The sequence below is a fragment of the Silanimonas sp. genome (assembly GCF_044377035.1).
Classification (GTDB): domain Bacteria; phylum Pseudomonadota; class Gammaproteobacteria; order Xanthomonadales; family Xanthomonadaceae; genus Silanimonas.
On record NZ_JBILJW010000012.1, the window covers coordinates 91,016 to 106,182 of the forward strand.

The following is a 15,167-nucleotide window of genomic DNA, read 5'->3' on the forward strand; positions in this document are numbered from 1 at the left end:
TCAGGCGCCCGCTTCGTCGGGCAGGGTCACCCGCGGCGGCGCCTGCGGGCGCAATTCGCCGAGGTCGGCGAGGAATTCATCGACATGCGCGTTCATCTGCGCGGCGGTCACGGCCAGCCCGCGCGGCGCGCGGTCGTGGCGCAGCAGGAAGAGCGGCAGCGCGCGGCCGCCGAGCACGCCTTTCAGCACGCCGAGGCCCAGCCAGCGCACGGCCTCGGTGTCGCCGAGCTCCAGCATCAGCAAGGCCAGCGGGTACGAGAGCGCCACTTCGGCCCCTTCGGCATGGCTGCCGAGGCGAAAGCCGAAATCGATGTCGGGGCCGAGCACGTCGACGTACACGCCGCCCTCGGGGCCGCCGGACATCTCGGGGATCTCCACCTTCATGTTGCGGCCGGAGAGATCGGCGCTCCAAGCGATGCCGCGCAGCTTCAGGCCGTAGTCGGCTTCGAGCGTGCCGCTGTAGCGCGCCACGGCGGCGGCGAAACCGCGCAGCACGCGCTGGGCGTCCTGCCGCGTGCGCGGCGCAGCCACGAAGACGATCTCGTCGCCGATCACCTTCCACACGCCGAAGGGCACCAACTCCTCCGCATCGGCGAAGGCCATGCCGATCTCGCCGGTGAACACGAGCGGGAACTCGCGGAACAGGCGGGCGAAGGGCGGGATCCAGCCGGAATCGGCCGCGTGCGCCTGCTTGAAGGGCGTCGAGCCGACCACGTCGACCGACAGGAAGAGCAGCGTGCCATCGACACTGGAAAGCAGCATGGAATCCCCCCAAAGGATGCGACGGCAGGCGGTGCGCGACGCGCCCGCCACATTGCGCGATGCCCCGGAGGCTTGCAACGGAGCGTTGCCCTGCCGCGCTCGCGGGGCGGGGGCCGGCCACCGACACTGCCCGCATGGCCACACGACTCCCCACCCTCTTCCTCTCGCACGGTGCGCCGACCTTCGCGCTCGAGCCCGGCGCCGCCGGCGCGGCGCTGCGTGATTTCGCCATTCGCCTGCCCACGCCGCGCGCGGTGCTGCTGCTCTCGCCGCACTGGATGACGCGCGGCCTGTGGCTCACCGGTGCGGATGCCCCGCGCACGATCCACGATTTCGGCGGCTTCCCCGCGCCGCTGTACGCCCTGCAGTACCCCGCCCCCGGCGAGCCGGCACTGGCCGCGCGCGTGCAGGCCCTGCTGGCGGACCACGGGATGGCCGCGACGATCGACCCGCAGCGCGGCTTCGACCACGGCGCCTGGGTGCCGATGCGGCATCTCTACCCGCAGGCCGACGTGCCGATGGTGCAGCTCTCGATGCCCGCCAACCTCGATGCGCGCACCGCCGCCGCGCTGGGCGCCGCGCTTCGACCGCTGCGCGAGGACGGCGTGCTGGTGATCGGCTCCGGCAGCCTCACGCACAACCTTTACGAACTCGATCCCGCGGCCGGCGAACGGCCATCGCCCGAAGCGCAGGCTTTCGTCGAATCAGTGAGCGCGGCGCTGGCGGGCGGCAGCGATGCGGCCGCCTTCGCGAAAGGGTTGATGACCACGCCGGGCCTCGCTCGCGCCCATCCCACCGTCGAGCACCTGCTGCCGCTGCCCTTCGCCCGCGCGGCAGCGGGCGAGTCGATAACGGTCACGCGGCTGGAGGGCGGGTATCGCTACGGCGCGCTGTCGATGCACGCCTTCGTGTTCGCGTAAGGGGGTGCCACCAAGTGGCGCGCCCGGAGGGGTGAGGAACCGCGGCTTGCGACGCACAGCGTCGCGCGGTTCCGAACGCCCGCGCTGCTGGCGCGGGCGGGAAATCACGAAGGGGGTGCCACGAAGTGGCGCGCCCGGAGGGATTCGAACCCCCGACCAATGGCTTCGGAAGCCACTACTCTATCCGGCTGAGCTACGGGCGCGTGGTGTGCAGCGACTGCCGGGCGACCCACGGCAGGCGCGCAGTATAGCCGAGGCCGGCCCCGGCCGGCCGCCGGGCCTCAGGGCGCAGGGTTTCGAGCCGCGAGCAGGCGCTTCAGGAAGCCGTCGAGCGCCGGGTCGCCGTCGATCCAGCGCGCCACCACCACGAGGTCGTGCTCGCGGTCGATCACCACCGCGTTCATCCCGTTGCCGACGAAGTAGACCGTGCTCTCGGGCATCGACGGCAGGGTTTTGCGCCCGGTGTTGATGAACCAGTTGGCGTAGCCATAGGCGGGGTTCGCGGTGCCGGGCGTGCGCGAGCGCGCGATCCACGCCGGATCGATGAGCTGCCGCTCACCCCAGCGGCCTTCGCGAAGGTAGAGCAGGCCGAAGCGCGCGAGGTCCCAGCTGTCGATGAACAACCCACCACCCCAGTGGCCGCCGCCGGACACCGATTGCATCCGCTGGCCGTCGAGCGCGAGCCAGGAATTGCGGTAGCCCTCCCAACGCCAGCGCGAGGACGCGCCGATCGGGTCCATGATCCGCTCGCGGAAGACCACCGGCAGCGGCTCGCGGTGCACGTGCAGCGCCGCCAACGCCAGCACGTTGATGCGCACGTCGTTGTACTCGTACACCGTGCCCGGCGCGGCGCGCGGTGCCTTCGGCCAGTCTTCCGGGGTGTCGCCCACCGGGCGGTCGGCCCAATCCGGCCTGCCCCACAGCGTGCCCTGCCAGTCGCTGGTCTGCCGAAGCAGGTGCTCCCAGGTGATCGACGCGTTCTTCGCATCGGCGAACAGGTCGACACCCGGCGGCATCGCTGCGGCCACCGGCGCGTCGGGGTCGATACGGCCGTCCTGCCAGGCCAAGCCCACCACGGCGGAGAGCGCGCTCTTGGTGATGCTGTGCGACATGTCGACGCGGCCCGGCTCGCCGAACTGCGCGAGCACGCGGCCACGATGGATCACCACGCCACTGACCGGCCCGCGCGGCGCCATCGGCCCGAGGATGCCGCCGAACCAGGGCTCGCGCTGGCCGAAGCTTCGAACCCACGCGGCGGTCTGGTCGCGCGGCGCGGGGTTCTCCTGCGTCTGCACCCACGCCACGGCCTCGGCGAGCTTCGCCGCATCGAAGCCGCACTCACTCGGCGGGCACTCGGCCCAAGCGCCGCGCGGCGGCACGTAGGCGGCATCGAGGGGCGGCGCTTCGGCGCGAACGTCGGACGGAAGCCACAGCGCGAGGCCGAGGGTCAGGGCAGAGAGCAATCGGAGCATCGAGGGTCTCGGGTTCGGAGCGCAGGACGCTTCAGCGTGCCAGCAACACGTCCGGCGCGGCGCGCATCGCGAGGAAAAGTTCGGCACGGCCGTCGCCATCCACGTCGAGCATCACGCTGTCGAACAGCGGGCCGCGGATCGTCGTCGGCCACAGGCTGGCGGGGGCCGCGGCGAAACGCCCCGTGCCGTCATTGAGCAGCGCACGCACCGGCGAGGGCTGCGGCGCACCGAACACCACGTCGGCGCTCAGCAGGTCGAGGTCGCCATCGCCGTCCAGGTCGTGCAGGTCGCCGTGGAAGCCGTTCTGCGTGTCGGTGGGCAGCTGCGTCGCGGTGACGTCGCTGAAGCGGCCGCGGCCATCGTTGAGCAGCAGGCGGTCCTGCGCGTCGGCCTGCGGGCGGCTGAAGCGGGTGTTGGCGAGGTAGACGTCGAGGTCACCATCGGCATCCACATCGCCCAGGCCCACCTTGCGCGTTTCGTCCGCCAGTGCGGGCCACTGCGCCACCGGCGCGAGCGCGAAGCGGCCGTTGCCGTCGTTGAGCAACAGGCGTGCGCCGTTCTCCTTGCCGAATACCAGGTCGGCGTCGCCATCGCCGTCGACGTCGCCGGCGATCACGTCCTGCGAGATGCCGTCGACAGGCGGCAGCGCATCGCGGTCATGCGTGAACCCCGCACGGCCGTCGTTGCGCAGCAGGCGGTCGCCGTCGGCATTGGCGGTGACGAGGTCGCGGTCGCCATCGGCATCGACGTCCACGGCGATGATCCCGTTGCCGACGGCTCCGGAAGCCGCGTCGAAGGCAGCGATGGTGAAGCGGCCGCGTCCATCGTTGAGCCAGAGCTCGGCGGCGCGGTCGTCCTCGCTGACGATGGCGAGATCGAGGTCGTCGTCGCCGTCGAGGTCGGCGAGTGCGGCCTCCTCGTGGTCGTGCGTGGTCTGCGGCACGCGCGTGGGGTCGACGCTGAAGCGGCCGCGGCCGTCGTTCAACAGCACCTGCACCGGGGCCCACTCCATCGCCACCACCAGGTCGGCATCGCCGTCGCCGTCGACATCGCCGGCCTTGGCGTCCATCGACAGGCCCGCAAGCAGGCCGGGCGGCAGCGCATCCGAGCGCGGGGTCCAAGGGGACGCAAGGGTGGGCACGCTGGCGCCGAGCAGCAAGGTCACGAGAACGGCGTTGCGGGGGTCGGTGGGGCGCATGGCGGTTTCCGGCAGAGCGACGCCGCAGTGTCGGCGCCGGACCGTGAGGCTCGCGCGCACCGGCGCGCCCCGGCGGACTGTGATCGGCACCACGCTCCGCAGAGCCCGAGCGCGCCCCAACCGTGTGAACTGTCAAAACGTGTGTTCCACTGCCCGCCTCGCTGTCCGGAGCCCCCCCTATGGCCCGCACCTTCCGACCCGCCGCCGCCCTGCTGCCGGCCTTCGCCCTGTGGCTCGCGGCCGCCGCCAGCGCGAACCCTGCGTCCGCGCCTACCCGTCCGATCGCCGCCCTCGCGATCGAAGTCCGCGAGGCCGGCGCGGCACTGGATGCCGCGCTGGCCGCGAAGGACGACCCCAGCGCCCGCGCAGCGGCCTTGGAGCGCCTCGGCGCCCTGCGCGCACTGCTGGAAGTGAAGCCATCGCAGGCCGCTGCTCTGCTTCTCGACGATGCACGGGCCGACGCTGCACGCGCAGTGGTCGGCGACGCGGTCGAGGCCCGCATGACGGACGTCGAAGGCGAGCTCGCGGTCTACCACTTCGACGCTTTCGAACGCGGCCGCAGTTGGGACGAGCACGTGCTCACCGTCGACGGCAAGCGCTACGACCTTTTCGGCATGACGGTCCTTCGCGGACTGCCCAACAACCGCCGCGTTCGCATCGCCAATGCGGTGCGCATCGATGACGCCATCCTCGCGCTCGACGCCGTCGAAGTGCTGCCGCGCGCCCAGGCCAAGGCGCCGAACCTCTACGCCAGTGCGCGCATCGCCCTGCTGATGGTGAACTTCAGCGATGACACTCGCACGCCGTGGACAAAGGCGCAGATGGAATCGGCGATGGAGGACAACACGCGCTGGTACAACGAGGTGAGCCACGGCAAGCAAACGACCACGTTCCAAGTGTTCGGCTGGTACACCATGCCGAGCCCGAAGGCCGGTTGCCCCTACACCCGCATCCAGAACGAGGCCATCGCCGCGGCGACGGCCGCGGGTGTCGATCTCTCGGGCTACAACATCGTCGCCTTCGCCTTCCCGGGCATCGACTGCGCCTGGGTTGGCCTTGGGGGTGGCGGCAACTTCTGGCTCAACGGCGACAACGGCCTGTGGGTGGTCGCGCATGAAGTCGGGCATGTGTTGGGCATCGGCCACGCCGTGGGGTTCCGCTGCACCAACGGCCAGTACGCCGACACCACCGGCTGCGAGCGCAAGGAATATGGCAGCCCCTTCGACGTGATGGGGGTGGCCAGCTCGGGCCACTTCCATCCGGGGGCGAAGACCTACCTCGACTACATCGAGGAACGCACCGGCACGCAGGGCCTGCAGACCGTGACGCACAGCGGCGAGTACGACGTGTTCCCCTACGCCACCGCCGCCACGCAGGTGAAGGCGCTGGGCATCCCGCGCCTCGGCAGCGGCCGAATGTACGTGGAGTACCGCACCGCGTTCGGCTTCGACGCCTCTCTGGGCAGCCGAGTGGGCCCGCGCGTGCAGCTGACCACCGACACCAACACCCTCATCGACCTGACGCCGGCCACGACCACCTGGGACGACGCCTCGCTGGGCTTGGGCGACACCTACGACGAAACCGGTACCGGCATCCGCGTGCAGCTGCTGTCGGCCGACGCGGCCAAGGCGCGCGTGCGCATCGACCTGGACCCCTGCGGCCGCACGCGACCGCTGGTGCAGGTGACCGACCTCACGCCGAACGCGATGGCCGGGCAAAGCAAGCGTCTGCGCATCGACGTGAGCAACGCTGACGACCCGGCGCAGTGCGCCGCGGCCACGCTTTTCCGTCTGCTTGTCGAACCGTTGGACGGAACCAGCCTGCCGGCCATGTCGTGGTCGCCCGCCGCCGAGGTGTCGGTGGCCCCGGGTGGCAGCGCCAGCACCGAACTGGTGTTCGCGCTGCCGGCCAATTTCACCGACGGCAGCCTGAGGTTCTACCTCGATGTCGCGAACGCGGCGCGCCCGCTGCTGAAGGCTCGCCCGTTCAGGATCTTCGCCGTTCCGACGCTGCGCCTCGAGCGCGTGTCGGGCGACAACCAGGGTGCCGACGGCGGCGTCACCTTCGCGCAACCACTGCGCGTGCGTGCGCGCGCTGCTGCCGGCGCCGCCCTCGCCAACCAGACGATCACCTTCACCGCGGCCCCGGGCACGGTGTCGGCCACGCTCGGCAATGGCGGCCAATGCACCACCGATGCGAACGGCGAATGCAGCATCACGGCGACGGCGCGCACCACGCCGGGCAGCTACCTCGTTCGCGCCACGGCGAGGGGCGCCTTCGGCGAGATCACGTTCCACCTCACCAACCATGGCACGTTGATCCCCGACACCACGCCGGACGCCTTCCAGCTTCCGGGGGGTTCATCACCGTCGTCGGTTACCGACATCGGCTTTGGCGTGCCCGTGGTCTCCGGCGCCGCGCGGATCGGCGGCATCAACACGGCCACGCCGGTGAGCGTCGAGAGCGGCGAATACTCGCTGGGCTGCGATGGCAGCTTCACCGCCACGGCCGGCACGCTGGTGAACGGCACCGCGATCTGCGTGCGCCACACCAGCGCGAAGACCGGAAACACCAGCGTCACGACCACTCTGGTCGTCGGCACGCTGGCCGTACCCTTCACCTCGACCACGGCGTCCGGCGGCGCCAGCAACGACGGTGGCGACACGGTTCCCGACGCCTTCGCCTTCGCGGCGCAGGCCGGCGTGCCGCCTGCGAGCACGGTGACCTCGGCGCCGGTGGCGATCAGCGGCCTTACGGTTCCAGCACCGCTGAGCATCAGCGAGGGCACGCATTCGGTGGGCTGTACCGGCACCTATACCAGCGCGGCGGCCAGCATCACCAACGGGCAGACCGTGTGCCTGCGCCACACCAGTGCTTCGCGCGCCAGCGTTACCACGACGACCACGCTCAGCATTGGTGGCGTCAGCGCCGAGTTCAAATCCACCACGGCCGCCAGCCCGCGGCCGCAGACGGCCGACCAGTTCGACCTTTCGGGCGCGTGGTTCGAACCGGCCACCGCCGGCCAGGGCCTGATGGTGGAGATGTACACCAGCGCCGCACGCGGCGGCGCGGCGCCTTACCTGTTCGCCGGCTGGTTCACCTACACCGGCACCATCGGCGGCGTGGCGGAACACGACTGGTACGCGCTGGAAGGCACCGGCACGGTCGACGGCCGGGTGTTCCCACTCACGATCGGCAGGCCGAACGCTAATGTCTTCGACAACGGTGCGGCCGCCGGTGCGCCTGTCCAGCTCGGCACGGCGACGCTGACGTTCAGCTCCTGCACCGAGGCCGTGCTTGACTACCAATTCAACGCGGCGGGCGGCTTGCGCAGCGGCCAGGTGGTGCTGCAGCGCCTGCTCTCGAACGTGTCCTGCGACGAGACCACGCCGGTGGCGAACGCCCCGCGCGGCTTCCTGAACTCGGGCGCGTGGTACGAGCCGGCGACGGCCGGCCAAGGCCTGCTGTTCGAACTGAACCCGACGGATCGCCAGCTGTTCGGCGCCTGGTACACCTTCGCGGCCAGCGGCCCGGCGGACTACCGCTGGTACACGCTGCAACTGGGCAACATCAATCCGGCGGCCACTCGCATCGACGCCGCGCCGATCTTCGAGACGACCGGCGGCCGCTTCGACCGCAACGAGGCCACAAGCATCCGGCAGGTCGGCGAAGCGACGATCGAGTTCACCGGCTGCACCACCGGCACGTTGAGTTACCGCTTCACCGTCGGCGAACTCGCCGGCCGCACCGGCGACATCCCGCTCAGCCGCGTTGGGCCGGCGCCGGCCGAGTGCCGATGAAGACCTTCCAGCCCCAAGCCGGCAGCGTCATCGGTTCACCCTCGCGCACGGTGATGCGCTTGCCGGATTCCCAGTCGGTGTAATCGCCCGCCTGCGGGCCGTCGTGGAAGTGCACCGTCTGCGCCTCGGCGCTGAAGTTGAAGACGGCGAACACCTTGTCGCGGCCGTTCTGCCGCACGAAGGACAGCACCTTGCCCTGGCGGTCGCTAGGCACGTGCACCATGCGCGCGCCCCAACGCCCGGCGTGCAGCGCGGTGTTCGCCGTGCGGAGGTCGATCAGGCGCCGATAGAAGTCCGCCATCGGATGCTCGCGCCAGACGATCGGATCGCGCTCGAAGAACTCGATGCGCTTGTCGTAGGCCGCTTCCTGCCCGTTGTAGACCAGCGGGATGCCCTCGCCGACGAAGCTCAGCACCATTGCCGCCGGCAGCGCCTCGCCGAAGGCCTCGAACTCGGTGCCTTCCCAGCTGTTCTTGTCGTGGTTGCTGGTGAAGGTCATGCGCAGCGCATGCGCCGGCCAGAAGTTCTCGTTCCACGAGTAGTAGACGTGCAGGGCGTTGGTGTCGGCCTTGCCGTGGGCAATGCGGTGCACGGCGTCGTACCAGCTCCACGCATAGCTGGCGTCGAAGGCATGGTCGTGCAGATCGCGCGATTCCCATTCAGCGAGCAGGAACACACCGCCCTGCGCCGCCGAGCGAACGGCGTCGAGTTCGCGACGCACCTGCTCCCAGAAATCGAGCGGCACGAAACCGGCGACGTCCATGCGGAAGCCGTCGATGCCGACATCGACTACCCAGTGCCGCAGCGCCGCCTGCATGTAGGCGCGCAGGCCGGGCTGCGAATAGTCGAGCTCGATGATGTCGCTCCAGTCCCACCACGGCGTGGGGCGGAAATCGCCCTTCCAGTCGCGCTTGTACCAGTCGGGATGCTCGGTGCGGAGCGGGTTGTCCCAGGCGCTGTGGTTGGGCACCCAGTCGAGGATCACCTTCATGCCCTCCGCGTGCGCCGCGGCGACGAAGGCGCGCAGGTCGGCCTCGGTCCCGAACTCCGGGTTCACGCCGAAGTAGTCGCGCACCGAATACGGGCTCCCGAGCGGGCCCTTGCGATGCTCGACGCCGATGGGATGGATCGGCATCAGCCACAGGATGTCGACGCCGAGGGCCTTCAGCCGGGGCAACTGCCCCTGTGCGGCGGTGAAAGTGCCTTCGGGCGTGAACTGGCGGGTGTTGATCTGGTAGATCACCGCATCCTTCGCCCACTCGGGCGTGGCCGGCCCCGGCGCGGGCGACGGCGCATGGCGTGCGGCATCGGCCGCCGCCGCGCTGGCCGCGCGGTGCGCGTCAGTGGGCGCGAAGGGCAGCGGCTCGTCGGCCATGGCTTGCGCGTGCGAGGAGTGCCGGCCTCAGCGCTGCGCGACTTGCGCGGCGTGGCCCGGGAAGCGCTCCGCATACCAGCGGGTGAAGACGGCGGCGGGCATCGCATCGCCCCACCAGTGGCCCTGGCCGGCATCGCAACCCAGGGCCTGCAGCCGCTGCGCCTCGTCGGCGGTTTCGATGCCTTCGGCAACCGTTCGGATAGCGAGGCTGGCGGCGAGCTGTGCGATCGCGCGGACGATGGCCTCGCCCTGCGGGCCGTCGGCCAGGCCGCGCACGAAGCGCTGGTCGATCTTCAGCGCCTGCACGTCGAAGCGCTGCAGGTAGCCGAGATTGGAATAGCCGGTGCCGAAGTCGTCGATCGACAGGCCGACGCCGATCGCGCGAAGACGGGCGATGCGGTTGCGCAGCGGCTCGGCATCGCCGACGAGGCTGGATTCGGTGAGTTCAAGAAGCAATTGCTTGGCCGGCAGCGCGTTGGCCGCGAGCACGCGCTGCACCACGACATCGAGCTCGCCCTGCGCCAGCTGCACCGGCGAGACGTTCACCGAAACCACCAGTGGCGGCAGGCCGCGCGCTTCCCAGCGACGGGCTTGGGCCGCGGCCTCTTCGAGCGCCCAGGCGCCGAGCGGGTGGATCAGGCCGCTGCGCTCGGCCAAGGGAATGAAGGCTCCCGGCGAGACCAGCCCGCGCTCCGGATGGCGCCAACGCATCAGCGCCTCGACCGCGCCGACGCGGCCGCTGGCGAGGTGCACGATGGGCTGGTAGTGCAGCTCGAGTTCGCCGCGATCGATGCCGGCGCGCAACTCGGAGACGAGCCGCAGGTGCTCGCCGACGTCGAGGTCCACTTCCGCGTCGGCGAAGCGGAAGGCGTTGCGGCCGTCGGCCTTGGCACGCGCCATCGCCGCCTCGGCGCGGTTGAGCAGGGTCTCGAAGGTGTCGCCGTCGTGTGGGAAGCGAGCGATGCCGATCGAGCTGCCGCAGGCGATGCACAGGCCGTCGCGTTCGAAGGGCTCGGCGAGGCCGTCGAGCAGCCGCTGCGCGAACACGGCCAGCGCCTCGGCATCGGCCAGCTCGGTGCTCACCACCACGAACTCGTCGGCGCCAAGGCGGCCGAGGGTGTCGGTATCGGCGGCGAGCACGCGCAGGCGCTCGGCCATGCGCTGCAGCACGGCGTCGCCGACGCCGTGGCCCAGCGAATCGTTGACGCGGCGGAAATCGTCGAGGTCGATCACCAGCATCGCCAGCGGGCTGCCGTCGCGGCGCGCGCGCGCCAGCGCCTGCGCGAAGCGGTCCTGCACGAGCAGGCGGTTCGGCAGGCCCGTCAACGCATCGTGCTGAACGAGGAAGGCGAGGCGCACGGCGCTGTCCTTGGCGCGACTGCTTTCCGATTCGGCGCGCGACACCGCGGCCTGCAGGTCGCGGGCCATGGTCCGGCCGATCACGGCGACGACCACGAGGATCAAGGCACGGTTGATGAAGCTCCACGGCCCGACCGGCGGCACGTTGGGCTGGTACCAGCCGCTGATCTCGCTCCACACCAGCAGGGCGAGGGACAGCACCATCGTGCCACCCAGCACCATCAGCCGCCGCGGGCTGAGCGCCATCGCCGCCAGCACCAGGATGCAGGGATAGGCCAGCACCACGAGGTCGCGGATGCCGCCGCGCATCCAGATCATCGCGGTGGCAACGAAGGTCATCACCCACAGCACCATCATCAGGGACTGCTCGACGCGGCCCCGCTGCTGCATCCACAGCGCCACGCCGAGCAGCGAGATACCGGCCACCAGCGGCGCCTGCACACGCGCCTCGAGCAGCGTCAGGTTGATGACGGCGAACACGCCCAGCGCCGCCATCAGCAGCAGGATCAGCTGGCGCACGCGCCGCGACTGCAGCGCGAGCAGCGAATCGCGCACGGCGCCAGCGTGGGTGGAACGGGGGATCACGCCGCGGGCTTGTAGAGAGCCGCGTGGACGCAGGAGAGGATGCTGACGAGGCCCCAGCCGAACGGCGCCATCCCGAGGGTGAAGATGAAGGTCAGAACGGCCATGGCACAGGCCGAGGCGAACCAGACCAGCGCCCAGAAAATGCGCCCTTGCACCAGCTGCCCCAGGCCGGGGATGAAGAAGCTGCAGACGGCGGCGATGACGTTGCCGGTGCTGCCGCGTCCGGTGGCGGTGGTTTCACTCATTGCAGGCTCCTGGAGGAGGGGTCCAGCGCGCAGGGTGCGGCCCTTCGAAGCGCCGCGCAAGCGCACCGAGCCGCACTACGGCGCGGTGCGGCGCAGCATCGGCTCACAGGAGGCTCAGGCCGGCGCTTGGCAGGGGAAGCGCACGTCGACCCGGCAACCGCCCCCCGCCGAGGTCTCGATGCGGATTTCGCCGCCCAGCGTGCGCTCCACCAGCGTGCGGACGATGCTGAGGCCGAGGCCCGTACCGCCGCGCATCCGCGCCGTCGTGTAGAACGGCTCGAACGCCTTCTGCAGAACGTCCGGGGGCATGCCTGCGCCGGCGTCGGTCACGCGAAGCCAAGCCATGCCGCCGTCCTGCCCGGCCTCGAGGTCGATGCGGGCGTCGGCCGGCGGCGTTTCGCCGTAGCCATGGAGGCAGGCATTCACCACGAGGTTGGTGACGACCTGCGCAAGGCTGCCGGCATAGCTGTCGCACTCGACCGCCGCCACCTCGGCAAGGTGGGCGTGGACGCCACGCCGGCGCAGCATCGGCGACAGCGTCGTGAGGACATCGGCCAGCGTCTTGCCGAGCTCGAAACGGCTGCGCACGTCGTGCGTCTGGTCGGCGGCGGTGCGCTTGAAGCTCTCCACCAGCCCGGCCGCGCGTACCGCGTTGCGCTGGGCCATGTCGAGGCCGGCGCCGACCTCGGCGAGGCCGGCTTCGAACTTGGAACGCGTCAGCGTGCCGCCGGCCTGCGCTTCGCGCAGCTGCGCCAGAAGCCCCGCGCAGTGGCTGACCGCGGTGACGATGACGCCCACCGGGGTGTTGATCTCGTGCGCGACCCCGGCCACGAGCTGGCCCAGGGCGGCCATCTTCTCGCGCTCGACGAGGTGGCTGCGGGCCTTCTCGAGGTAGTCGAGCGCGGCGCGCAACTCGGCCGTGCGCTCGGCGACGCGCTCCTCCAGCGAAGCGTTCAGTGCCTCCAGCCGCTGCTGGTAGTCGCGGCGCTCGGCCGCGGTGAGCACGCGGCCGAACAGGTCGGAGAGGCTGCCGAGGAACCCCACCTCGTCGTCCGTCCAGGCGCGCGGCGCCCCCCGGTGCTCGGCGCACAGGATGCCGACCATGCGGCCGTGCTGGCGCACCGGGCAGTCGAGCATCGAATGGATGCCCAGCACGTCGAGGTAGCCATGGGCGAACTCGGCCGTGTCGGGATGGGTCGCCGCGTGGTCGGCGACGATGGCGCGTTCGCGGCCCAGCGCCTCGAAGTAGCGCGGGTACTGCGTGGCCGTGAGTTCGATCTCCGGGCCTTCCCGGTGGCCACCGTCGGCGAGGTCGCACAGGTGCAGGCAGCGCATGGACCGGCCGTCGCCGGCGCGCATCCACACGCCGCAGCGGTCGATACCGAGACCCTCGAGGGCGGCGGCGGTGATGGCGCGCGCGCTTTGGGCCACGTCACCGTCGTCGATGTACGTGGCCTCGCTGAGCGCCAGCAGCAGGCCGTCCCGCGCGTTCCTCATTTGGCCAGGGCGCGGGCCTTCGCCCGGACGGACAAGAGGGCTTCGAAGTTCGCCAGCGCCCGTTCGACCAGCGCGGGGTCGAGGGCCTGCCCGGCTGCGGCGAGCAACGCGGCGCGCAGGGCGTCGGGCGTCAGGGCCTCGCGTTCCGGCTGCGGCAGCAGGTGGGCGTCGAAAAAGTTGGCGATGGCGAGCACGCGGCTTTCCAGGCCGATGGCCTCGCCCTGCAAGCCCTTCGGAAAGCCCTGCCCGTCCCAGCGCTCGTGGTGCTCGCGCGCCAGCTGCGCGGCCAGGCGGCCTTCGACGGTGGCAAGGCGGTCCAGCAGGCCCGATCCGACCTGCGGGTGCTCGAGCACCGCCTGGCGACCCTCGCCGTCCAGGGATTCGTACTGCAGCAAGGCGTTTCGGACACCTTGCGGCAGGCGCATCAGGCCGACGTCGCGGAGCACGGCGGCGTGCCGGACGGCTTCGACCCGCGTGGCCGGCAGGCCCGCCAGCCGACCGAGCTCGGCCGCCACTTCCGCCGAGGCCATGGCATGCGGGAAGTATTCCGCCAGCGATTCATCCACCACGCGCGACAGCAGCTCGACCATGCCGTGGAAGGCGCCTTCGACGTCGACGATGTCGCGGAAGCTTCGGATGGCGCTGTGCGCAACCGTGCGCAGCTTCTGCGCGGAAAGCTCGGTCTTCTCGCGGTAATCGTTGATGTCGTAGTCGCGGATGACGCGGTCTTCGGGCAGATGGCCCGGCTGGCCGGTGCGCACGACGAGGCGGGTGCGATGGTTGCCCTGCTGCTCGCGCACCGCGCTGATCACGCGCAGGCCGGCGCTGGGCTCTTCCATCACCATGTCGATGAGGCCGAGCGCGATGTCGGGATGGGTGGCGAAGAGCGCGATGCCCTCCTCGGCGCTCGACGCTTCGAGCAGGTCGAGCGGGCGGCCGTCGACCTTCAGCTGGCCGAGCGCGAGGCGGGTGATGGCGCGGACCGATTCGTCGTCGTCGACGACAGCGACTTTCCAAGGCGTGACGGGCGCGAGGTCCCGGTCGTCGTCCGGACCTTCCGCCGCGAACTGCAGTTCGTCGTGCATGGACATGGCGCACTCCCAACCGAGGGGGGAATGCCGAGGATGCCACGGCCCCGTTGGATTGGAATGAGGGACCTGCGAATTTCCGTCACACCCCCGCCCCGGACCGTGCGCGACCGAGGCCCGGGGAGACGCCCTACGCGGCCCGGCCGTCCCGCTTGAGGTGGACCAGCAGGAGCGAGATTGCGGCCGGCGTGATGCCGGGGATGCGCTGGGCTTGGCCGATGGTCTCCGGCCGCACGGCGCTGAGCTTGGCCACCACCTCGGCGGACAGGCCGCTGATGCCCCGGTACTCGAAGCCCGTCGGGATGGCGGTGGTCTCGTGGCGGCGCTGGCGCTCGATGTCTTCGCGCTGGCGGTCGAGGTAGCCTGCGTACTTCGCCGTGATCTGCACCTGCTCGGCGACCTTCGCGTCGGCCACGCCCGGCCCCAGGCCGTCGACGGCCACGAGTGCGGCGTAGTCGATCTCGGGGCGCTTGAGCAGGTCGAGGGCGTGGGTCTCGCGAGAGATGGGCTGGCCGGTGGCGGCCTCGAAGGCGCGGCCGAGGGCGTTGTTCGGTGCCGCCCAGATGCCACGCAGACGCGCGGTCTCGGTTTCGATGGCCTCGCGCTTGGCTTCGAAGGCTGCCCAGCGCGCGTCGTCGACCAGACCGAGCTCGCGGCCGGTGGGCGTGAGGCGCAAGTCGGCGTTGTCCTCGCGCAGCTGCAGGCGGTACTCGGCGCGCGAGGTGAACATGCGGTACGGCTCGGTGGTGCCGTGGGTGATCAGGTCGTCGACCAGCACGCCGAGATAGGCCTCGTCGCGGCGCGGCGTCCACGCCTCCTTCTGCTGCACGAAACGCGCGGCGTTGAGGCCGGCCAGAAGGCCCTGC

10 protein-coding genes, 1 tRNA gene and 1 pseudogene are annotated in these 15,167 nt (G+C 70.9%); 2 read left to right on the forward strand and 10 right to left on the reverse strand.

The window, feature by feature from the left end; genetic code table 11:
- Positions 1-762 carry a hypothetical protein gene (locus ACIQ6S_RS08620; RefSeq protein WP_397608003.1) on the reverse strand — a complete coding sequence of 254 codons (762 nt, stop codon included), beginning with the start codon at positions 760-762 and terminating at the stop codon, positions 1-3.
- 134 nt (positions 763-896) lie between these two features.
- On the opposite strand from ACIQ6S_RS08620, the gene ACIQ6S_RS08625 reads away from it, so the two are divergent.
- Positions 897-1,682, forward strand: coding sequence for a DODA-type extradiol aromatic ring-opening family dioxygenase (locus ACIQ6S_RS08625; RefSeq protein WP_397608004.1), 786 nt, complete (start codon positions 897-899; stop codon positions 1,680-1,682).
- Positions 1,683-1,808: 126 nt separating this feature from the next.
- Here ACIQ6S_RS08625 and ACIQ6S_RS08630 read toward each other — a convergent pair.
- The 3 genes from ACIQ6S_RS08630 to ACIQ6S_RS08640 all read right to left on the reverse strand — a co-directional run bounded on the left by ACIQ6S_RS08630 (position 1,809) and on the right by ACIQ6S_RS08640 (position 4,352).
- Positions 1,809-1,885: transfer RNA gene (locus ACIQ6S_RS08630), tRNA-Arg, on the reverse strand.
- 78 nt (positions 1,886-1,963) lie between these two features.
- On the reverse strand, positions 1,964-3,154 hold the full coding sequence (locus ACIQ6S_RS08635; RefSeq protein ID WP_397608005.1) for a serine hydrolase domain-containing protein: 1,191 nt from the start codon (positions 3,152-3,154) through the stop codon (positions 1,964-1,966).
- A gap of 31 nt (positions 3,155-3,185) precedes the next feature.
- A complete protein-coding gene (locus tag ACIQ6S_RS08640) occupies positions 3,186-4,352 on the reverse strand; it encodes an FG-GAP-like repeat-containing protein (protein WP_397608006.1) in 1,167 nt (388 codons plus the stop codon).
- Between the two features lie 179 nt (positions 4,353-4,531).
- Between ACIQ6S_RS08640 and ACIQ6S_RS08645 the strand changes: the two genes are divergently transcribed.
- A complete protein-coding gene (locus ACIQ6S_RS08645) occupies positions 4,532-8,152 on the forward strand; it encodes a hypothetical protein (protein ID WP_397608007.1) in 3,621 nt (1,206 codons plus the stop codon).
- On the opposite strand, the gene ACIQ6S_RS08650 is transcribed toward ACIQ6S_RS08645, so the two are convergent.
- The 6 genes and pseudogenes from ACIQ6S_RS08650 to gidA form a co-directional block, all read right to left on the reverse strand.
- Positions 8,115-9,527 carry an alpha-amylase family glycosyl hydrolase gene (locus ACIQ6S_RS08650; RefSeq protein WP_397608008.1) on the reverse strand — a complete coding sequence of 471 codons (1,413 nt, stop codon included), beginning with the start codon at positions 9,525-9,527 and terminating at the stop codon, positions 8,115-8,117. The genes ACIQ6S_RS08645 and ACIQ6S_RS08650 overlap by 38 nt on opposite strands.
- Before the next feature lie 27 nt (positions 9,528-9,554).
- On the reverse strand, positions 9,555-11,471 hold the full coding sequence (locus ACIQ6S_RS08655) for a putative bifunctional diguanylate cyclase/phosphodiesterase (protein WP_397608009.1): 1,917 nt from the start codon (positions 11,469-11,471) through the stop codon (positions 9,555-9,557).
- Positions 11,468-11,716 carry a hypothetical protein gene (locus tag ACIQ6S_RS08660; protein WP_397608010.1) on the reverse strand — a complete coding sequence of 83 codons (249 nt, stop codon included), beginning with the start codon at positions 11,714-11,716 and terminating at the stop codon, positions 11,468-11,470. Before ACIQ6S_RS08660 ends, ACIQ6S_RS08655 begins: the two co-directional genes overlap by 4 nt.
- 114 nt (positions 11,717-11,830) lie before the next feature.
- A complete protein-coding gene (locus ACIQ6S_RS08665; protein ID WP_397608011.1) occupies positions 11,831-13,213 on the reverse strand; it encodes a sensor histidine kinase in 1,383 nt (460 codons plus the stop codon).
- Positions 13,210-14,304, reverse strand: coding sequence for an HD domain-containing phosphohydrolase (locus ACIQ6S_RS08670; protein ID WP_397608012.1), 1,095 nt, complete (start codon positions 14,302-14,304; stop codon positions 13,210-13,212). The genes ACIQ6S_RS08665 and ACIQ6S_RS08670 overlap by 4 nt, the downstream gene beginning before the upstream one ends.
- A 127-nt stretch (positions 14,305-14,431) precedes the next feature.
- Positions 14,432-15,167, reverse strand: a pseudogene (gene gidA, locus ACIQ6S_RS08675) (tRNA uridine-5-carboxymethylaminomethyl(34) synthesis enzyme MnmG); the annotation flags it as partial.